An 18,767-nucleotide genomic window follows, 5' to 3' on the forward strand; every position below is an offset into this window, starting at 1 on the left:
CAAGACGGCAAATACAACACAACGTATACGGTTTGCCACAATGCCCGAATCGATCGCACGCCCTACATTAGGAAGAGTAAAGAAAAGCAGTCCAAAGCTGTAGCAGTAAAAGCCTCACCGATGCAACCGTCCCCCAACAGGTTCGGTAAATACACCTTCATCGCAAGGTCTAACCGCCCGCAGTATAGAGATAAGCACCCTATCGAAGACTGTTGTATTAAAGCAGAACTGACTACCCGTAAACCGCGAAGTAGAATCGCAGTTCTGAATAACCAGACTATCACACAGATAGAAAACCAAAATTTTGTAGAGATTGGAGCCGGAACACCCCTATGGGAAAAGTAGTTGGAATTGACTTAGGTACGACAAACTCCTGCGTCGCAGTTATGGAAGGCGGCAAACCCACCGTCATAGCCAACGCCGAAGGGGGTCGCACCACACCTTCCGTAGTAGCATATGCTAAAAATGGCGATCAACTCGTCGGACAAATCGCCAAGCGTCAAGCCGTGATGAACGCCGAAAACACCTTTTACTCAGTAAAACGGTTTATCGGGCGTCGGGTTGACGAAGTAACCCACGAAACCACAGAAGTTTCCTACAAAGTCCTGAAAGTCGGCAACAGCCTCAAACTCGACTGTCCCGCCCGCGGCAAGCAATTTGCTCCCGAAGAAATTTCCGCGCAAGTGTTGCGTAAACTCGTAGAAGATGCCAGCAAATACCTCGGTGAAACTGTTACCCAAGCGGTAATTACAGTGCCCGCTTACTTCAACGATTCCCAGCGCCAAGCTACTAAAGACGCGGGAAAAATTGCCGGTATTGAAGTTCTGCGGATTATTAACGAACCTACAGCAGCCGCTTTAGCCTACGGATTAGATAAAAAGAGCAACGAAACGATCCTCGTATTTGACTTGGGTGGCGGTACTTTCGACGTATCAATTCTCGAAGTCGGCGACGGCGTATTTGAAGTGCTAGCAACTTCTGGAGACACTCACCTCGGTGGTGACGACTTCGACAAAAAAATTGTTGATTTCATCGCCGGAGAATTCCAAAGAGCCGAAGGAATTGACCTCCGCAAAGATAAACAAGCACTGCAACGCCTGACGGAAGCAGCCGAAAAAGCCAAGATTGAACTTTCGAGCGTTACCCAAGCAGAAATCAACTTGCCGTTTATTACCGCAACTCAAGACGGGCCAAAACACTTGGACACCACCTTGACTCGGGGCAAGTTTGAAGAGCTTTGTTCTGATTTGATCGATCGCTCTCGCATTCCCGTAGAAAACGCAATCCGCGACGCCAAACTCGACAAATCTGCAATTAATGAAGTTGTCTTGGTCGGCGGTTCTACGCGCATCCCAGCCGTGCAAGAACTCGTTAAAAAAATCCTCGGCAAAGACCCGAACCAAACGGTAAACCCGGATGAAGTGGTCGCAGTCGGTGCAGCAATTCAAGCCGGCGTGCTCGCAGGCGAAGTCAAAGACATCCTGTTGCTCGATGTTACCCCGCTGTCTCTCGGCGTCGAAACCTTGGGCGGCGTGATGACAAAAATCATTCCCCGCAACACCACAATTCCTACCAAGAAGTCGGAAACTTTCTCGACTGCTGTAGATGGCCAAACTAACGTGGAAATTCACGTTTTGCAAGGCGAACGGGAAATGGCTAATGACAACAAGGATTTGGGAACTTTCCGCTTAGATGGAGTTCCGCCTGCTCCCCGCGGCGTACCGCAAATTGAAGTTACTTTCGATATCGATGCTAACGGTATTTTGAATGTAGCTGCTAAGGATAAAGGTACTGGTAAGGAGCAATCTATTAGCATTACTGGTGCTTCTACTTTGCCTAGCAATGAAGTCGATCGCATGGTTCGGGAAGCCGAATCGAATGCGGCTGCTGACAAAGAACGTCGCGAACGGATCGATCGCAAAAACCAAGCAGACTCCTTAGCCTATCAAATCGAGAAGCAGTTGGCAGAATTGGGCGATAAGGTTCCCGATGCTGACAAGACGAAGGTTGAAGGCTTGATCAAAGACTTGCGCGAAGCCGTCGCCAAAGAAGACGACACAGCTATCAAGACACTGACAACCGAGTTGCAGCAAGCATTCTACGCTGTCAGCAGCAACCTGTACCAGCAAGCAGGCGGCCCCACTGACGGCCCTGGTGGCCCCGGCGGCTACGGAGACGGCGGCCCGACAGGCGGCGGCGACGACGTGATTGATGCCGACTTCACCGAAGGCAACAAATAGCAGGCTAATACCAATTTTTTATGAGGCTGCATAGAATTCGATCCCCCCTAGCCAAGCCAAGAGGGCGGGCACGGGGGCACCGCCCCTACTAAGGGGGGGACAAGATTCTTCTCAAAGTCCCCCTTCTTAAGGGGGATGAGAGGGGGATCGAGAAATGTGCAACGACCCGTTAAATCGGTATAAACTAAAAGCCCGCAGTTAGAAGTAGGAAACCCGGTTTTGAAGAGAAGCCGGGTTTCTCTGTATGATTAAAGTTAACACCTTCATGATTCGGCGATTGAAATCGCTTCTACAAAAACGAAGTCCGCCTCCGCGGACTAAGAAATACAGTCAGGAGTAATCTAAATGTCTCGTTCTCCTATACAAAATTCATCCGCAAACACTCCCAACAAATCTCAGGCTGCATCTTTGCGTCGTCTTCGCCGCATCAGTCATTTACTAGACAATGCAATTCCGATTCCCGGCACAAAATACCGCATCGGACTCGATCCAATATTAGGATTGATACCGGGCGGCGGCGATTTAGTTGGTTCAATTTTTGCAGGTTATGTTGTTTTTAAATCCGCTCAAATGGGAGTGCCACAAGAGACTTTAGTCAAGATGGCGGCTAACATCGTATTTGATACAGTTGCTGGGACTGTACCTGTGGCTGGAGACTTGTTAGATGTTGCTTGGAAAGCTAATATCAAAAATATCGAATTGCTGGATGCTCATTTAGGTAGCCCCGAACCGGCTGGAAAAAAAGCTGATTGGTTGTTTGTGGTGGCTTTGCTGTTGGGTTTGATGTTGATTGTTGGTAGTGTAATTTTCTTGAGCGTGATGTTTTTTGGGTGGGTGTTTAAAGCTTTGACTGGCGGTTGATGTTGAGTTTTGGGGTAGGGAAACAGCATTGCTGTGTCCTTTTTAGGACTTCGCACGGGGTTCAGAAACCGAGTTTTTTCCGAGCATACTCATTGCAGTCCCAGATATGGTCAAAAACCCGGTTTCTTCGTAGCAGCGCGTTAGTTATGTCTGAATTTCTGAATAATTTTAGGGTAAAAGTAAGAGACTCGCGATCGCGGGCAACAATTTACTGCAAGCTTCCACCAACGTCGCGGCACTCGGTAAACCAGCAATAGTTCCTTTCAGAATTTTCATAGCCGTTTTCCCAGCCTTTTGCATTGTGCTTTCTTGCGGATTTTCTCCTAATTTTTCCAAAATCTTTATCTGTTCTAATGCTTCAGCTCTATCATCCTCAGATAAATTAGTTTCAGCCTCTATCGCAGTTTGTAACTTAGTCAACAGTTTTTTGATGTCTGGTTTGTCAGGTTCAGAAGAATCCGATAATTGATTAATTGTATTGGCAACTGTACCGCTGTTATCTCCCAAACCTAACGCTCCGGCACCGCTGGCATTAACGGTTCCACCTGTAATTTGTATGTTACGACTTTGGTCGATTGGGTCACTCATAGCTTTACTCTCCGATATAGATTTAGCTTTATTAGTAATCTTAACATTAACTGGTCGGTTAGCCAACAATTTTAGAAGTTCATTTAGCTCCGAACTTTTCTGACGGTAAAACGCTATTTCTCTATCTTTAGCTTGCAGTTCGGATTTGTGCTTGGCTTCTAAATCTTTGATAATTTGCTCGTATGCCTGGATGATTCGAGTAAGACTTTCGTCATTGTGCATGATTTGGCTCAGAGTTCATGCTTACTTTTCCTCCTGAATAATATTAATCGATAGCGGTTGTTTAGCTAACATCAAATTGAGTTCTCTCAGTTCAGCTATTTGTTCGCGACACCAGGCGATTTCCTCCTCTTTGTATTTTAATTCGGCTTTGTATTTGTCGGCGATCGCCCTTAGTGACTCCACATCTTCCGATTCGGCGATCGACTCATCTTCTTGACTGGGATTATCAAGTTCTGTTAAACTTTCCGAAACTGCTTCGGAAATAGCTATTTCTTGACGGTACATGGCAATTTCGCAATCTTTGGCTCGTAATTCCGCTTGATATTTATCTTCAATAGCCTTTAATAGCTGTTCGTAGTTTTGCTTTAAAGCATTATAAATTATAGATTGCTTCTCATCAGTCAAAGCATTGACAAAAATTGCAATTACTCCCTTTTCGGGATTTTCTATACTCTGGATTGACAATTCTGTATTTTCATTCGCGATCGCAGCTTGCAATTGCAGCAGTAATTCTTTGAATTCCGGTTTTTCTGAACTTACTGATACGCTCATAGTTTTGATTTCCGCTGTTACCAGAGTTGGATTAAAATTATAGCATTACTCACTTTGTCAGGAAGGGCGATCCTCTTCGAGGGCTGCACTAACGGCAGAATCAGACAACTCCTCGATCGAGTTGGCTGTTGTACCGTCATTATCTCCTAAACTTAATGAGCCGGCACCGGCAGCGTTAATCGTTCCTCCTGAAATTTCAACTTTGCGACTTTGGTCGATGTTGTCGCTTCCGATTTTATTCTCTGCTGTAGCTTTAACTTCTATGGTAACAGGTTTAGCAGCCAGTTGGATAACGACTCCTTCAAGAAAAGTTATCTGCTTGTCTTTATCTTCCAATCTTGCAGCCATTAGTTCATAACTTTGTGTGAAATTTTTATGAATATGCTCCTTATTAGCATCAGGTGGTACGCTAACTTTGACAACAATGACTCCATCGCCTTTATTTTCAATACTCTGGATAGTGAGTTCCGTACCTTCATTTTCCACTTGCAATTGTTTGAATGCAGCAACAAAAGCTTTCCAGTCAATGCCGTTACGAAAAATTAGATCGATGGTGTTCAAAACCTCATCAAACAATTTGGTAAATTCTCCCGATGCAAATTCGCCACTGCTGGGACGACGTTCGCGATCGTCAGTTCCCGATTTGGGATATTCTAGAAGATAGACAAACCGACAGTCAACGCGATCGAGCTTTGTATTACCGTCAATGTTCCAAGCTTCCAAACAAGCACCTGTAAAACGAGCTGCTGTAAAATCTGTTGCCAAAGCTTGAGTTTCAGTGAGGTTTGCCCATTCCAAATTAGCTTGATGCAAAGTTGCTTCGTTGAGGTTAGCCTGCTTGAGATTAGCCTCGTTGAGATTAACGCCTGTCAGGTTTGCGCCTTGGAGATTCGCACCAACATAGGATTTTTTGTAGCCATTGCCAGTGACGAGTAATTCTCGGACGCGGGTATCAGCTAATATCGATTTACCGACTCGCGCGCGATCGAGTTTTTCTGTATTTCGGAAGCAAGTGCGAGTGAGATTAGCTGTTCTAAAATCTGTACTTTTGAGAGTTGCTTCAGTGAAATTGGCATCAGTTAAATCGGCATTACGAAAAGTAGTACCTTTCACAGTTGCATACTCAATTGCTATACTTTTTAGCCACGAAAATCTGTTATCATCAGCTAAAGCTCGCTTGCTAATATAACCTGATATAAAAGTAACAGCGTAAATGCCAACCACAGCCCCAACGACACTAATAGCTCTTGCTGTTGCAAACGCCTTAACAAAAGCTACAAGTATTAGTGCGATCAAACTTCCAAATAAAGTCGCGATCACACCTAAAGCAAAAGTATCAGATACAACTCCAGCAAAAGTTAAAGCCAAAGCCAAAGAAAACTCTACAGCAAAAACCAAAGTTAATAATAAACCCAGACTTACAGGTCCAGCTACTTCTAATGATAAGCCAAAGGAAAACGTTAAAATTACAACAAAAACAAAAGCTATAACTAGGAAAAATTCAAAAGCAGACTTGAATCCGTGGGGGATAATAATCATCAAGAAAATAACAGTAGCTATTGAAAAGATTATCCCCGGGTAACTCAGAAATTTTTGATAGTTTTCGGACAAAAAAGCTCCTACAAAAGCACCGCCTATTGCCGCGACACATCCCGCTGCTGCTGCGATAAGTAATGCGATTATTAGCAGTGGAATTTGCCATCGCTGTTGCAGTCCTGCTTTGGCACGGGTGAAGTCAGCTTCTCTGAGGATGGCATTGGTGAAGTTTGCACCTCGGATGTCTGCACCGATGAATTTTGCACCTGTGAGGTTTTGACCTTTGAAGTTGCGGCCTCGGAGATTTTTACCGGAGAAGTCTTGGGGCATGACTTTACGCAGGGAGATAGTAGTTATTTTTTCATTGCGATGCTGTGGCGATCGCCCTGACAAAAATTTTACGGAATTGGATAAAAATCTAGCACAAAGGTAGGGATAGTTACAACCACTGACTTAGATACGTTTATTCATACCTGATGTAAGTTCCTAAAAATTCCAGTTGATTCATCATTTCCTCAGCAGACTTGCTCCGAATCAAATTCAACAACCCGCGCAACTGTTCGCCTACAGAGTAACTTTGTCGCGGTGCAACAATAATTCCTGAATGACTCCCGCCTACTGCGAGCAAGTTCCCGTGCAACCGACAGAAATCTCGACTATTAAAAGTATAAATGACTCGACCTTGCTCTGTTGCCCATATCAGTTGTTCTTCATCTATACGCCCTAAATTATTGGCATCTGAGACAGTCAGTACATCAACCCCATTCTCTCGCAGGGCTTGCACGAATGCTTTTCTAAGCGTATCCTGATCCAAATACAAACGAATCTGGCTCATCAAAGATTCCCCGCCCTGTTTTCAGCTTCCAAAAGCTGATATTCAGCTAATTCCGCAGCTAAATCTGCCTCAATTTCATTACGGTTAGCATGATAGTAAGATAGGGCCGCATAAACCTGTGCTAAATCTAAATAGGGAATCTCTTCGAGTATTTCTTCTACACTCAGTCCTTCTTTATTCCAAACGGCAATTTGAGCAATAGAAATTCTGGTTCCCGCAATTCGGGGCCGCCCTCCACAAGTTTCAGGCGTACTGACAACCAGAGTGCCAATGTCGATCGCAGTTGTTGACATAGTTACCTCTTAATAAAAACTCAAACAAGCCAAAATATCCTGTTGCGTGAGATAGGGAAAATCATCTAGGATTTCTTGATAAGTCATCCCAGATGCAAGATATTCCAACACGTCATAAACCGTAATTCTCATGCCCCGAATACAGGGTTTGCCACCACGCTTCCCCGGTTCGATCGTAATGATCTTAGCGATGTCTTGTTCTGATATGGCACTTTTCCTTTACCTTATTTTCTCAATTCTAGCTTAACAAAGGGATAAAGCGCTCCTAACGTTTGGTAGTTTCCAGCATTTTATTAGTTCCTTTAGTTTCCTAATTCATTTTAACTCAATCCCCCCACAGCCAGCACTCGCATCAATTCCCATCAGGGCCGTACCCGGAGTCTTTTTGAGTATCTTTTCGCCGATCGCGCTTCCTCATGCAATAATGAGATAACTTGCACAAAAACTCTATCAGTAGTGTCAGCCTTGCCACCTTACTACTACAGGTAGCGTCTCCAATCTCAACTTGTGCGAATTCCCAATTAAACCGGCTGTCGCTCTACACAATTTTCCCCTAATGGCTGAAGTCCCCCAATCTCCCACAGAACTCGCCGAAGCCCTCAGAGGCTTGACAGATATCAATTTCCAATTACCAGACCCCGAAGACGAACAAATACCAGACTTCGATTTTGACAATCAGGTTGACAACGCCTGGAAAGTGTGCGATCGTTTCGACTTACAAACCGACATCTGGCGCGGACAAATTCTCCGCACAGTCAGAGATAGAGAAAAAAAAGGCGGCGACGGACGCGGTACAGGCTTCTTGAATTGGCTAAAAGAAAGAGAAATCAGCAAAAGTCAAGCCTATTCTTTAATCGAATTAGCTAAAAGTGCCGATACTCTCATCGAACAAGGAGATTTAGACCCAGAATCCATTAGAAACTTCAGCAAAAGAGCCTTTGTAGAAACGGCCAAAGCATCTCCCGAAGTACAGCAAATGGTAACAGATGCTGCCGGAAAGGGCGATCGTATCACCCGCCGCGAAGTCAAACAACTATCCGACGAATGGATGGCAATGAACTCAGATTTATTGCCAGAAGAAGTCAAAGAAAAAGCATCTAGCGGTTCTCTTCCTTCCCGCTATCTGGCTCCTTTAGTCAAAGAAATGGAGAAACTCTCCCCATCTCACCAAAGCGAAATTCAAAAAGAAGTAGCAGAAAATCCCGACGTAGATACAGTCAAACAGCTAACTTCCGACGCCAAGAATTTATCAAAATATCTCGACGCCGCCGCCCAAGTGCAAGCTCTCAACCAGTCTCACCTAGACATGGAAATGGCTTTAGAAGAATCTTTGCGAGTCGGCTGTTTGGGAACCACAGCAGATGTTGTCAAACAAGCCGCACAGCTAGAACAAACTGTAGTCAAACTCTACACTGTTTGGAAGCGTTTAGGCAGTTTGGCAGATAGATTGTACGTGGATACAGGAGCAAGCACACCAAATTTGCGCTTACTTTTGGGATGCTTGGACAGTCTGTCGGGAGAAAAGATTGAAGTGGATTTCGGAGACGGAGAACGCTCGATTCGCTTGCAAATTATCAGCGAATAGCTAAACCTTGACCTGGGTTCGTAGTGAGGACTTTAGTCCTTCTTAATGCGGACTAAAGTCCTCACTACGAACCAAATCTGCGTCAATCCCTGTTTATCTGCGGTGAAAATTTCTGATTTTGTTCCAAAGATAGCGGGGATTCAAATAACGCCGATATTTGGTAACTACTTCTTTCCCCAAAATTACCACGCTCAGCCAAAAACACACTTCGGCTAGCACAGCTAAAACAACATCTATTTGCGTTTTTTCGGCGATGCTGAGTGGTAGGAACTGTACAACAAACAAGATTGCCAACCAGGGCAAAAAAGATGCAATAAATAAAAACCAACCCAGCTTTTGCATACATTCAGATTGTTCGCAATGAGATGTTTGTTTGTAGTCAGGACTTCAGTCCTTTTTGACTTTCAATCCAAACAGAGGACTGAAGTCCGAACGATCAAACTTAATTTTGCCCCGAACTCCAACTCAATTCTTAATTCCCGTCGCCGCAATTCCCCGAATAAACTGCCGCTGGCCAGCCAAAAACAACAACACCACCGGCACAGTCCCAATTACCACCGCCGCCATCAACAACTGCCAACTGCTAGTAAACTGTTCCTGAAACTCCGCCAAAGCCAACTGTACAGTCCGCAACTCCGGCCGCGTCGTAAACACCAGCGGCTTAAACAAATCATTCCACTCGCCGATAAACGTAAACAAAAACAGCGTCACCAAAGCAGGGCGCGCCAAAGGCAGCATCACCTGCCATAATACCTGCCAGCGGTTAGCCCCATCCAGCATTGCCGCCTCCTCCAACTCCACCGGAATTGTCAGAAAATACTGGCGCAGCAGAAAAATCCCAAAACCGTTAACCGCCGTGGGCAAAATCAGCGCCCCGTAAGTATTCAGCAAATGGCCCCACTTCAAAACCATGAATATTGGAATCACCAAAAGCTGAAACGGAATCACCAGTGTCGCCAAAACCACCAAAACTATGGCCTGTCGCCCGCGAAACTTCAGAGAAGCCAAAGCATAACCCGCCAAAGCAGAAGTCACTACCTGAAAAGCAGTAACTGCGATCGCCACTAGAGTAGAATTAATAAATGCCAACAAAAAATTACCCCGCCGCCAAGCCTCTTGATAGTTCTCAAAAGTCAGGCCTGTGGTCTTGACACCCACACCAGATGGTGATAATGAAACCAAAAATACAGCAGCCAGCGGCAGCAGCACCAGCGCAGCCCCCGCCAGCAACAAAATAAAACTCAGCAGTTCCAGCCCTTGAGACTTGTCCCACGATTTACCCATAAACTTGTGAATTAACCTAAAATAATAAGCTTGTGAGGTTCTCAAACCCGATCGCCTTCCAGATTCCCACACAACCGTAAATTTTTAGTCGAAAATAGGTAAAGTGTAGTGCACGCGACCCCAAAATTTAAAGGGGTTTCCCAACATCCTACAAGGTTATACGAGGAGACGACATATTTATGCCCCAGCTTGAGGCCAGCCCAACAATTGACTTTCACACCGAAACGTACAAAGACGCTTACAGCCGCATCAACGCCATAGTGATTGAAGGCGAACAAGAAGCTCACGACAATTACCTGCAACTGGCCGAAATGTTGGCTGACAAAAAAAGCGAGTTAATTGGCTTGTCCAAGATGGAGAACCGCCACATGAAAGGCTTCCAAGCTTGTGGCAAGAATCTCAAAGTCACGCCAGACATGGCATTTGCCAAAGAATTCTTTTCTCAGTTGCACAGCAACTTCCAAACGGCCGCAGCCGAAGGTAAGGTTGTAACTTGCTTGCTGATTCAATCACTCATTATCGAGTGTTTTGCGATCGCAGCATACAACATCTACATCCCCGTCGCCGATGACTTTGCCCGCAAAATCACCGAAGGCGTCGTCAAAGAAGAATACAGCCACCTCAACTTTGGGGAAGTCTGGCTGCAAGCTCACTTTGAAGAATCCAAAGCCGAACTCGAAGTCGCCAACCGCCAAAACCTGCCCATCATCTGGAGACTGCTAAACGCTGTCGCAGACGATGCTCGCGTTTTGGGGATGGAAAAAGACGCTTTAATCGAAGACTTTATGATTGCCTACGGTGAAGCCCTAGGCAACATTGGCTTTAACAACCGCGACATCATGCGGATGTCAGCACAAGGCCTCGCAGCCTAGTTAATTGGGAAACAAGGAATGGGAAAAAAATTAAAAATTAAAAATGAGGTATCTCATTGTTAATTAGCAAATTTAAATTTTCCTTCTTCCTTCTTCCTTCTTCACATCGATCTTCTTCCTTCTTCCTTCTTCTTCAATCTTCCTTCATTTGACAACTTAATGTTTGGTCTAATCGGTCACTTAACCAGCTTAGAACACGCCCAATCAGTAGCTAACGAGCTGGGCTATCCAGAATATGCCGATCAAGGGCTCGATTTTTGGTGCAGCGCACCGCCCCAGATAGTCGATCATATCACTGTCACTAGCATTACCGGGCAAAAAATAGAAGGCCGCTATGTGGAGTCGTGTTTTCTACCAGAAATGCTAGCCACTCGCCGGATCAAAGCAGCCACTCGCAAAATTATTAATGCGATGGCACACGCTCAAAAAAACGGGATTAATATCACTGCTTTAGGCGGTTTTTCTTCGATCATTTTTGAAACTTTCAACTTGCAGCAAATTAAGCAAATTCGCAATCTCAAGTTGGAGTTTGAACGGTTCACCACTGGTAACACCCACACGGCTTACATCCTCTGCCGCCAAGTAGAAGAAGCAGCCCCCAAATTAGGGATTGAACTTTCAAAGGCTACTGTAGCGGTTTGCGGTGCGACTGGGGATATTGGCAGTGCTGTCTGTCGCTGGCTGAATGTTAAAACCAATGTAGCAGAATTGTTGCTCATTGCCCGCGACAAAGAACGATTGCAAGATTTGCAATCGGAATTGGGACGAGGCAAAATCATGGATTTGGAAGAAGCCCTGCCCCAAGCGGATATTGTAGTCTGGGTAGCCAGTATGCCGAAGGGAGTAGAAATTGACCCCAAGACATTGAAGCAACCCTGTTTATTGATTGACGGTGGTTATCCGAAAAATCTGGCAACTCAGGTTCAGCATCCCGAAATTTACGTACTCAACGGCGGGATTGTGGAGCATTCGCTCGATATTGAGTGGAAGATTATGAAGATTGTGAATATGGATGTGCCGGGCCGGCAGTTGTTTGCCTGTTTTGCCGAATCCATGCTGCTGGAATTTGAAAAGTTGTACACCAATTTTTCTTGGGGACGAAATCAAATTACTGTAGAAAAGATGGAGCAAATCGGCGAAATTTCCGTCAAACACGGTTTCCGACCTTTGATGTCATTTTGATGTAATTTGTTGAGGTTATTGGTTATTGAGGAAAGTTTTTCTGATAATAACCAGTAACTTTTTTTTGAGATAGTTATAGCCTTTTGAGGGAAATATGAGGTATGGCCTTTCGATATCCGATGTGAGGTACGACAGGTCAAGCCGGCCTTCCCCGGCCTAGGCCCGCGGAAGCCTAGGCCCGGTTTGCCCGGTTTGCCCGGTTTGCCCGGTTTGCCCTATTCCCGGTTTGCCCAGTCGTACCTCACCATGCTTGAGAAATGCTATAGCTTATACATCAATCTCTTCAATAAATTGACCTGTCATCAAATTGTCCCCGCAGTTTTTGATGGTCATGACTTCGATGATTTTTTTGCCCGTTTCGTCGGAGATGTCGAGAGCTTGGGAAAGTTCAACCAAGAAATCTTTTTCCTCGATGGTGAAAACTCCATCTACTAAAACCAAATCTGCGGCAATCGCAAAAGCTGTTTCTCGAAGCTGAGCATTCAATGCGTTTTTAGCTGCGGCAAATACTTCGGCCGGAGTGTACTGACTGCTCAATTTCAGAACTTTCTTAAATAGTTCTTGGAAGTGTTCGCCAGAATAAGAGCCGAACAAGCGAATGTGATTGGCGGCAAGGGTTTGTCTTTCGGCTTCGGATATTTCTCCGTCGGCGGCAACAGCTAAGACTGAAATAGCTGTCAAAGCTTCCGAGGGGGTGAGTTCGATCGCACTTGTATCGCTTTTTGCGCTTTGGAACAATTCAGCAGGGTTAGGTCTTTTGTGGCTGTGGGCGGGCATAGTGGGGTGGTTCAGTTGACAGTTGACTGTTGACAGTTGACGAAAGGAGGGCGACCTCTACCTGCAAGGAAGAGGATTGGATTAATGAATAGCCTGATGTTAATTTCTCCCGCTCAAGCTTGGGGCTTTAAACCAATTCTTTGTGGTAAAAGTCTGGGAGCAAGCAAAAATAGTGTAGCAAACAACGACACTCAAGCCCTTGGTTTTCAACTCTTGTTACGCAGCAAAACATAATTCAAAACTTAAAACTTCCCGCGAGCCCTCTTTTTGAGCAACACCTGACACGGTAGGATCGGGAAACAGTCGATCGACTTTCACCTTAAAAACCCTATAGAAATTATCAGCGTGGCAAACCCCGACCGCAAACCACTACTCCTAGATTTTGAAAAGCCGCTGGCCGAACTCGAAACCAGAATTCACCAGATTCGCCAACTCGCCGAAGAAAACGGCGTCGATGTCACCGACGAAATTCGCAAACTCGAAGCCCGCAGCGCCCAACTGCGACAAGAAATTTTCAGCAGCTTGTCCCCCATGCAGCGGCTGCAACTCGCCCGTCACCCGCGCCGCCCCAGCACCCTCGACTACATTCAGGCAATTAGCGACGAGTGGATCGAGCTCCACGGCGATCGGCGAGGGGGAGACGATCCGGCCCTCGTCGGCGGAATTGCCCGCATAGACGGGCGTCCTACGGTCATCATCGGCCATCAAAAAGGGCGCGATACCAAAGACAATATCGCCCGCAACTTTGGGATGGCTGCTCCCGGCGGCTACCGCAAAGCCTTGCGGTTGATGGAACACGCCGATCGCTTCGGTATGCCAATTTTCACCTTTATCGACACTCCGGGGGCTTGGGCGGGCTTAGAAGCCGAACAGCTAGGACAGGGAGAGGCGATCGCCTGCAACCTCCGAGAAATGTTTCGCCTCGACGTTCCGATTATTTGTACCGTCATCGGCGAAGGCGGTTCCGGCGGCGCATTGGGCATCGGCGTCGGCGAGCGGCTGTTAATGTTAGAACATTCCGTGTATACCGTAGCCACCCCCGAAGCTTGTGCGGCCATCCTCTGGAAAGACTCCGGTAAAGCCAACTTAGCCGCCGAAGCCCTCAAAATTACTTCCTGGGATTTGAAAAACCTCGGCGTTCTCGATCAGATAGTGCCCGAACCGGTTGGTGGCGCTCACTCCAATCCCCTGAAAGCTGCGGCGATGCTCAAAGGAGCTTTGTTAGAAAACTTAGCAGAACTGACACAGCTTACCGGCCAGCAGCGGCGCGATCTCCGGTATCAAAAGTTCCGCGACATCGGTGTGTTCACTGAAATGGCTGCCTGAGCCGATCGATGAAAAAGTTATTAGTTATGAATTACAATCTCTTAACTTCACACTCATAACTAATAACTCAGACCTGAGTCTTCTGCGAATCTGTCAGCAGTGTTATAATTTCTCAGGTGAGATCGGCTTAACAGTTCTTAATGTTTCTCTCATAATTAATTGTTATCGCCCGCAGCAGACAGTTGTCTGATTTGTCGAAAAAGACTGCAACGCTTGACGGGTAGTTGCCGATCGAAAATATGGGAAAAGTAGTCCCAGATGCCTTGGACAATGGACAAAAGGTTTAGTAGTTCGCGGGCGTCAAGGTAGCACTTGCCAACTAATTTCCGTGTTTTTCCGTAAAATTAGGAACTATCAGGACACTGAATGAACGATCGAACAACAAAGCAGGCTCTGATTACCGGAGCCAGCAGCGGTATTGGCAAAGCGACTGCTCTAGCGTTCGCTGCCGTTGGCATAAATCTCGCCTTAGTTAGCCGAAAGTCAGAAAACCTAGAAGCCGTTGCCGCAGCAGCCCGAGAATTCGGAGTGAAAGCAGAAGCTTATCCCTTAGACTTGGCAAAAATTGAGCAAGTGCAAAGCGGCATCAGCGCGATCGCAGCTCAATTCGGCCCCGTAGATATCCTAGTCAACAGCGCTGGCATGGGCTACACCGGCTCCTTGACCGAAACGCCCTTAGCGGATTGGCAGAACGTTCTAGACCTCAATCTTACTAGCGTTTGGCAGTGCATTCTAGGAATTTTGCCGTCCATGCGCGATCGGCGATCGGGAATCATCATCAACGTTTCGTCGATCGCAGGCAGCCAAACCTTCCCCAATTGGGGAGCCTACTGCGTCAGCAAATTCGGTCTCATGGCTTTGTCCAGGACATTAGCCGCCGAAGAACGGGCTGGTGGAATTCGCGTTACAGCCATCTGTCCGGGTTCTGTCAACACTCCCATGTGGGACACAGAAACCGTCCAAGCCGATTTCGATCGCAGTGCGATGTTAACCCCAGAAATCGTCGCCCAATCAATTCTGCACGCAGTTCAGTTACCTGCAAGTGCAGTAATTGAAGAAATCACGCTCATGTCCAACGCCGGAGTTTTGTGAACTTGAGATTGTGGAAAGCTGGATTTTTCTGTAATTTAACAATCTTTGAATCTCTAGCTATATCCCCCAATCGAAAATCGCTCTCTCGATAGGTCTATGCCCGATCGAAAATCGCTCTCTCGAAAATAGATTCATCCTCACACCAACTTCTTATGACAATTGCATCGAATAACGGTACGAACGGCTCAAACTCAATCTCAACTGACACCATGAAACAGCCCGCAACCGCCGATAACAACTTGCCCCGCATCGCCACTCGACCCGATCGCAATTCCTCCCACGGTCAAGAATCCAACGTACCAGTAGCCTCAGAAGTAGGCCAGGAAGAAATGATGGAAGCCGTTCGCACGATACTGCAGGGAGTAGGAGAAGACCCTGAACGCGAAGGATTGCTCAAAACCCCGAAGCGGGTAGCAGAAGCAATGCGGTTTCTCACCAGCGGTTACAGTCAATCCCTCGAAGAACTCCTCAACGGCGCTATCTTTGACGAAGGTCACAACGAAATGGTGCTGGTGCGAGATATCAGCGCCTTCAGTATGTGCGAACACCACATGCTGCCATTTATGGGTCGAGTTCACGTCGCTTACATTCCCAACCAAAAAGTAGTGGGACTGAGCAAACTAGCCAGAATTGTTGAAATGTACAGCCGCCGGTTGCAGGTACAAGAACGTTTGACGCGCCAAATTGCCGAAGCAGTTCAGACAATATTGGAACCGAAGGGAGTGGCTGTAGTAATGGAAGCCAGCCATATGTGCATGACGATGCGGGGCGTGCAAAAACCCGGCGCTTGGACAGTGACGAGTGCGATGTTGGGCGTGTTTCAAGACGAACAAAAAACTCGCGAAGAATTCCTGAATTTGATCCGCCACCAACCGGCATTCTTTTAGTCAGTTGACCTGTGACAGTTGACAGTTGACAGTTGACAGTTGTCGGTTGTCAGTTGTCAGTTGTCGGTTGTCGGTTGTCGGTTGTCGGTTGTCGGTTGTCGGTTGACAGTTGTCATTCGGCTGATGACTACTGACTAATGATGACTTTTAACCAGCCCCAAAACGGGTACCGTGCCACGTACACTCCATAAATGGAGCTACCAAAATTTTAGAGTCTTGTTCAAACTGCCAGATTTAAGGCTCCAAGTAAATCTAAAATCTAAAATCTAAAATCTAAAATCTAAAATCGACTGACGATCGCGAAATAAGCTCATAAAATAGACGAGTGACTTATGGCTTGTGACTAAATGAATCCTATAAAATTCGGTACAGATGGCTGGCGCGGCATCATTGCTGACGATTTTACATTCGATCGCGTAGCGTTAGTAGCTCCCCTAGCGGCACAAGTTCTGGCACAAACCGGCGGCAATAATGCCAGTAGCGGCACCGTAATTGTCGGTTACGACCGCCGATTTCTAGCTGAAGATTTTGCCAAAAACGCGGCTGTTGCCGTCCAAAACGCCGGATTTGACGTGCTGCTGAGCGAATCCTACGCCCCAACTCCGGCTTTTAGTTTAGCAGCCAAACAATTAAACGCTTTAGGTGCGATCGTCCTGACAGCCAGCCACAATCCGGGCGCATATTTAGGATTAAAAGTCAAGGGCGGATTTGGAGGTTCAGTGTCGCCCGAAGTTACGCAACAGATAGAAGCAAAACTAGAAAATCAGGCCGCAATTTCAGCAACTCCTGGAAAATTAGAGAATTTCAATCCTTGGCCGGCTTACTGCAAAACCTTGCGGGAAATGGTAGATATTGAAGCGATAAAAGAGGCGATCGCCAGCGGCAAAATTACAGTATTTGTAGATGTAATGCACGGCGCCGCAGCGGGCGGATTAACGCAAATATTAGAAGAAACAGTGCAAGAAGTCAACAGCGATCGCGATCCGCTGTTTGGCGGCGGTGCACCAGAACCCTTACCGCGCTACCTGTCACAGTTGTTCCGCGTCATGCGGACTCACCAGCGAAAAGCATCCGGTTTGTCGATCGGATTTGTATTTGACGGAGATAGCGATCGAATTGCAGCCGTTGACTCCAGCGGAAACTTTCTCAGTTCGCAAATCCTAGTTCCCATATTAATCGAACATTTAGCTTCACGGCGCGGGTTAACCGGAGAAGTCATCAAAACAGTCAGCGGTTCCGACATTATCCCCAAAATTGCCGAACTTTACGGCTTACCATTGTTTGAAACGCCGATCGGTTACAAGTATATAGCCGATCGAATGCTAACTACTCAAGTTTTAGTCGGCGGCGAAGAATCAGGAGGAATTGGGTACGGTACGCACATTCCCGAAAGAGATGCGTTGCTGTCAGCGCTGTACTTATTAGAAGCAGTCGTCAAATCCGGCGAAGACTTAAGCGAAATTTACAGCCGACTGCAAAAAGAAACCAAGTTTACCTCAGCCTACGATCGCATAGACTTGCACTTAGCAAATATGGACGAACGTTCCCGCTTGCTGGGACTGTTGGAAAATCAACCATTAACAGAAATAGCCGGCAAAGCAGTAGTAGACTGCAACAAAGTAGACGGATACAAATTCCGTTTAGCCGACGGAAGCTGGCTGTTAATTAGGTTTAGCGGAACCGAACCAGTATTGCGGCTGTATTCAGAAGCAGCCACATTAAAAGAAGTCATGCAAAACTTGAATTGGGCGAAGGATTGGGCGCAAAAAGGTTAATTTTGAACCGCAGATGAACGCAGAAAAACGCGGATGGATTGATATTAAACCTCTCCTTCTCTGTGTTCTCTGCGGCCTCTGCGGTTCAAAACAAAATTCACAAATAAAATGCCATCAATTGCGAACTCTCTTTTCTCTTCTTCTCTCTTCCTTCGCGTCCTTCGCGTCTTCGCGGTTCGTAAAAAATCCCTCCGTAATTTTTAACAGAAATAATGACCAATAATAAATTGTTAGTTGTAGCTACCGGCAATCCGGGTAAACTCAAGGAGATGCAGCTTTATCTTCAGGATTTGGGATGGGAATTGCAGCTTAAACCAGAAGAGTTGGAAATTGAGGAAACTGGGGAAACGTTTATTGCTAATGCTTGCTTGAAAGCTTCTGAAGTGGCGAAAGCAACTGGCGAATGGTCGATCGCGGATGATTCTGGTTTAATGGTAGATGCACTCGACGGTCAACCTGGGATTTACTCGGCACGCTACGGTTCAAGCGATGCTGACAGGATATCTCGGCTTCTCAAAGAATTGGGAACCGAACAAAACCGGGGTGCACAGTTTGTTTGCGCGATCGCGATCGCGCGTCCCGACGGTACAATTGCCTTGCAAGTAGAAGGAATTTGCCGAGGCGAAATCCTGCACACTCCTCGCGGTACCCGAGGTTTCGGTTACGATCCGATTTTCTACGTGCCCGCACAGCAACAGACTTTTGCTGAAATGACGCCCGATATCAAGCGATCGCACTCCCACCGCGGCAGAGCATTCGAGGAACTTATACCACAAATGGCGAATATTGTCAACCCCAACTGAGGCAAAAAGCAAAAAGAGGGGTTCGTAGTGCGGACTTCAGTCCGCTATACGCCTGCG

Annotated in this window: 20 protein-coding genes; 11 read left to right on the forward strand and 9 right to left on the reverse strand. The window is 46.5% G+C overall.

Annotated features, from left to right (window positions below; translation table 11 throughout):
* Positions 1-332 precede the first annotated feature (332 nt).
* Together dnaK and JGK39_RS03380 are read left to right on the forward strand one after the other, a co-directional pair.
* Entirely contained in the window at positions 333-2,240 is a 1,908-nt protein-coding gene (gene dnaK / locus JGK39_RS03375; protein WP_293295776.1) for a molecular chaperone DnaK, read from the forward strand.
* A gap of 345 nt (positions 2,241-2,585) precedes the next feature.
* On the forward strand, positions 2,586-3,101 hold the full coding sequence (locus JGK39_RS03380) for a DUF4112 domain-containing protein (RefSeq protein WP_293295778.1): 516 nt from the start codon (positions 2,586-2,588) through the stop codon (positions 3,099-3,101).
* 168 nt (positions 3,102-3,269) lie between these two features.
* On the opposite strand, the gene JGK39_RS03385 is transcribed toward JGK39_RS03380, so the two are convergent.
* The 6 genes from JGK39_RS03385 to JGK39_RS03410 form a co-directional block, all read right to left on the reverse strand.
* Positions 3,270-3,911, reverse strand: coding sequence for a hypothetical protein (locus tag JGK39_RS03385; RefSeq protein ID WP_293295780.1), 642 nt, complete (start codon positions 3,909-3,911; stop codon positions 3,270-3,272).
* 21 nt (positions 3,912-3,932) lie between these two features.
* Positions 3,933-4,463 (reverse strand): hypothetical protein, encoded by a 531-nt coding sequence (locus JGK39_RS03390; protein WP_293295782.1) that lies wholly within the window; start codon positions 4,461-4,463, stop codon positions 3,933-3,935.
* Between the two features lie 57 nt (positions 4,464-4,520).
* Complete coding sequence (locus JGK39_RS03395) at positions 4,521-6,329, reverse strand: pentapeptide repeat-containing protein (protein WP_293295784.1); 1,809 nt, start codon at positions 6,327-6,329, stop codon at positions 4,521-4,523.
* Positions 6,330-6,462: 133 nt separating this feature from the next.
* A complete protein-coding gene (locus JGK39_RS03400; protein ID WP_293295786.1) occupies positions 6,463-6,834 on the reverse strand; it encodes a DUF5615 family PIN-like protein in 372 nt (123 codons plus the stop codon).
* Positions 6,834-7,127 (reverse strand): DUF433 domain-containing protein, encoded by a 294-nt coding sequence (locus JGK39_RS03405; RefSeq protein WP_293198449.1) that lies wholly within the window; start codon positions 7,125-7,127, stop codon positions 6,834-6,836. The genes JGK39_RS03400 and JGK39_RS03405 overlap by 1 nt, the downstream gene beginning before the upstream one ends.
* Before the next feature lie 9 nt (positions 7,128-7,136).
* Entirely contained in the window at positions 7,137-7,334 is a 198-nt protein-coding gene (locus tag JGK39_RS03410) for a DUF433 domain-containing protein (RefSeq protein ID WP_293295791.1), read from the reverse strand.
* Between the two features lie 349 nt (positions 7,335-7,683).
* Here JGK39_RS03410 and JGK39_RS03415 point away from each other — a divergent pair, with 349 nt between their 5' ends.
* A complete protein-coding gene (locus tag JGK39_RS03415; RefSeq protein ID WP_293207686.1) occupies positions 7,684-8,712 on the forward strand; it encodes a hypothetical protein in 1,029 nt (342 codons plus the stop codon).
* 93 nt (positions 8,713-8,805) lie between these two features.
* On the opposite strand, the gene JGK39_RS03420 is transcribed toward JGK39_RS03415, so the two are convergent.
* Together JGK39_RS03420 and JGK39_RS03425 are read right to left on the reverse strand one after the other, a co-directional pair.
* Positions 8,806-9,054 carry a transporter suffix domain-containing protein gene (locus JGK39_RS03420; RefSeq protein ID WP_293207684.1) on the reverse strand — a complete coding sequence of 83 codons (249 nt, stop codon included), beginning with the start codon at positions 9,052-9,054 and terminating at the stop codon, positions 8,806-8,808.
* Between the two features lie 123 nt (positions 9,055-9,177).
* Positions 9,178-9,996 (reverse strand): carbohydrate ABC transporter permease, encoded by an 819-nt coding sequence (locus tag JGK39_RS03425; RefSeq protein ID WP_293246294.1) that lies wholly within the window; start codon positions 9,994-9,996, stop codon positions 9,178-9,180.
* A 179-nt stretch (positions 9,997-10,175) separates the two neighbouring features.
* Between JGK39_RS03425 and JGK39_RS03430 the strand changes: the two genes are divergently transcribed.
* Entirely contained in the window at positions 10,176-10,868 is a 693-nt protein-coding gene (locus JGK39_RS03430) for an aldehyde oxygenase (deformylating) (RefSeq protein WP_293246200.1), read from the forward strand.
* 159 nt (positions 10,869-11,027) lie between these two features.
* Positions 11,028-12,050, forward strand: a complete 1,023-nt coding sequence (locus tag JGK39_RS03435) for a long-chain acyl-[acyl-carrier-protein] reductase (protein ID WP_293132515.1) — start codon at positions 11,028-11,030, stop codon at positions 12,048-12,050.
* A gap of 267 nt (positions 12,051-12,317) precedes the next feature.
* On the opposite strand, the gene JGK39_RS03440 is transcribed toward JGK39_RS03435, so the two are convergent.
* The gene (locus JGK39_RS03440; RefSeq protein WP_293246197.1) at positions 12,318-12,827 is read right to left on the reverse strand and encodes a tellurite resistance TerB family protein; all 510 of its coding nucleotides are present in this window, start codon (positions 12,825-12,827) and stop codon (positions 12,318-12,320) included.
* 84 nt (positions 12,828-12,911) lie between these two features.
* Between JGK39_RS03440 and JGK39_RS03445 the strand changes: the two genes are divergently transcribed.
* The 6 genes from JGK39_RS03445 (at position 12,912) to rdgB (ending at position 18,710) form a co-directional block, all read left to right on the forward strand.
* A complete protein-coding gene (locus tag JGK39_RS03445; protein WP_293246194.1) occupies positions 12,912-13,061 on the forward strand; it encodes a hypothetical protein in 150 nt (49 codons plus the stop codon).
* 111 nt (positions 13,062-13,172) lie between these two features.
* Positions 13,173-14,153, forward strand: coding sequence for an acetyl-CoA carboxylase carboxyl transferase subunit alpha (gene accA, locus JGK39_RS03450; protein WP_293246191.1), 981 nt, complete (start codon positions 13,173-13,175; stop codon positions 14,151-14,153).
* Positions 14,154-14,519: 366 nt separating this feature from the next.
* The gene (locus JGK39_RS03455; protein ID WP_293246188.1) at positions 14,520-15,245 is read left to right on the forward strand and encodes an SDR family oxidoreductase; all 726 of its coding nucleotides are present in this window, start codon (positions 14,520-14,522) and stop codon (positions 15,243-15,245) included.
* A 152-nt stretch (positions 15,246-15,397) separates the two neighbouring features.
* A complete protein-coding gene (folE, locus tag JGK39_RS03460) occupies positions 15,398-16,132 on the forward strand; it encodes a GTP cyclohydrolase I FolE (protein ID WP_293246179.1) in 735 nt (244 codons plus the stop codon).
* A 347-nt stretch (positions 16,133-16,479) separates the two neighbouring features.
* A complete protein-coding gene (locus JGK39_RS03465) occupies positions 16,480-17,907 on the forward strand; it encodes a phosphoglucomutase/phosphomannomutase family protein (protein WP_293246172.1) in 1,428 nt (475 codons plus the stop codon).
* Positions 17,908-18,119: 212 nt separating this feature from the next.
* Entirely contained in the window at positions 18,120-18,710 is a 591-nt protein-coding gene (gene rdgB, locus JGK39_RS03470; protein WP_293246169.1) for an RdgB/HAM1 family non-canonical purine NTP pyrophosphatase, read from the forward strand.
* Positions 18,711-18,767 lie beyond the last annotated feature (57 nt).

Origin of the sequence: Microcoleus sp. PH2017_12_PCY_D_A (assembly GCF_020738565.1) — a bacterium.
Classification (GTDB): Bacteria; Cyanobacteriota; Cyanobacteriia; order Cyanobacteriales; family Microcoleaceae; genus Microcoleus.

Excerpts from the sequence above, each read along its gene's own strand:
- dnaK (WP_293295776.1), top strand. The coding sequence starts at position 333 with ATGGGAAAAGTAGTTGGAATTGACTTAGGTACGACAAACTCCTGCGTC.
- JGK39_RS03400 (WP_293295786.1), bottom strand. The coding sequence starts at position 6,834 with ATGAGCCAGATTCGTTTGTATTTGGATCAGGATACGCTTAGAAAAGCA.
- JGK39_RS03415 (WP_293207686.1), top strand. The coding sequence starts at position 7,684 with ATGGCTGAAGTCCCCCAATCTCCCACAGAACTCGCCGAAGCCCTCAGA.
- JGK39_RS03435 (WP_293132515.1), top strand. The coding sequence starts at position 11,028 with ATGTTTGGTCTAATCGGTCACTTAACCAGCTTAGAACACGCCCAATCA.
- JGK39_RS03420 (WP_293207684.1), bottom strand. The coding sequence starts at position 9,054 with ATGCAAAAGCTGGGTTGGTTTTTATTTATTGCATCTTTTTTGCCCTGG.
- JGK39_RS03390 (WP_293295782.1), bottom strand. The coding sequence starts at position 4,463 with ATGAGCGTATCAGTAAGTTCAGAAAAACCGGAATTCAAAGAATTACTG.
- JGK39_RS03465 (WP_293246172.1), top strand. The coding sequence starts at position 16,480 with ATGAATCCTATAAAATTCGGTACAGATGGCTGGCGCGGCATCATTGCT.
- JGK39_RS03430 (WP_293246200.1), top strand. The coding sequence starts at position 10,176 with ATGCCCCAGCTTGAGGCCAGCCCAACAATTGACTTTCACACCGAAACG.
- folE (WP_293246179.1), top strand. The coding sequence starts at position 15,398 with ATGACAATTGCATCGAATAACGGTACGAACGGCTCAAACTCAATCTCA.
- JGK39_RS03445 (WP_293246194.1), top strand. The coding sequence starts at position 12,912 with ATGAATAGCCTGATGTTAATTTCTCCCGCTCAAGCTTGGGGCTTTAAA.
- JGK39_RS03385 (WP_293295780.1), bottom strand. The coding sequence starts at position 3,911 with ATGCACAATGACGAAAGTCTTACTCGAATCATCCAGGCATACGAGCAA.
- JGK39_RS03440 (WP_293246197.1), bottom strand. The coding sequence starts at position 12,827 with ATGCCCGCCCACAGCCACAAAAGACCTAACCCTGCTGAATTGTTCCAA.
- JGK39_RS03405 (WP_293198449.1), bottom strand. The coding sequence starts at position 7,127 with ATGTCAACAACTGCGATCGACATTGGCACTCTGGTTGTCAGTACGCCT.
- JGK39_RS03425 (WP_293246294.1), bottom strand. The coding sequence starts at position 9,996 with ATGGGTAAATCGTGGGACAAGTCTCAAGGGCTGGAACTGCTGAGTTTT.
- rdgB (WP_293246169.1), top strand. The coding sequence starts at position 18,120 with ATGACCAATAATAAATTGTTAGTTGTAGCTACCGGCAATCCGGGTAAA.
- JGK39_RS03395 (WP_293295784.1), bottom strand. The coding sequence starts at position 6,329 with ATGCCCCAAGACTTCTCCGGTAAAAATCTCCGAGGCCGCAACTTCAAA.
- JGK39_RS03455 (WP_293246188.1), top strand. The coding sequence starts at position 14,520 with ATGAACGATCGAACAACAAAGCAGGCTCTGATTACCGGAGCCAGCAGC.
- JGK39_RS03380 (WP_293295778.1), top strand. The coding sequence starts at position 2,586 with ATGTCTCGTTCTCCTATACAAAATTCATCCGCAAACACTCCCAACAAA.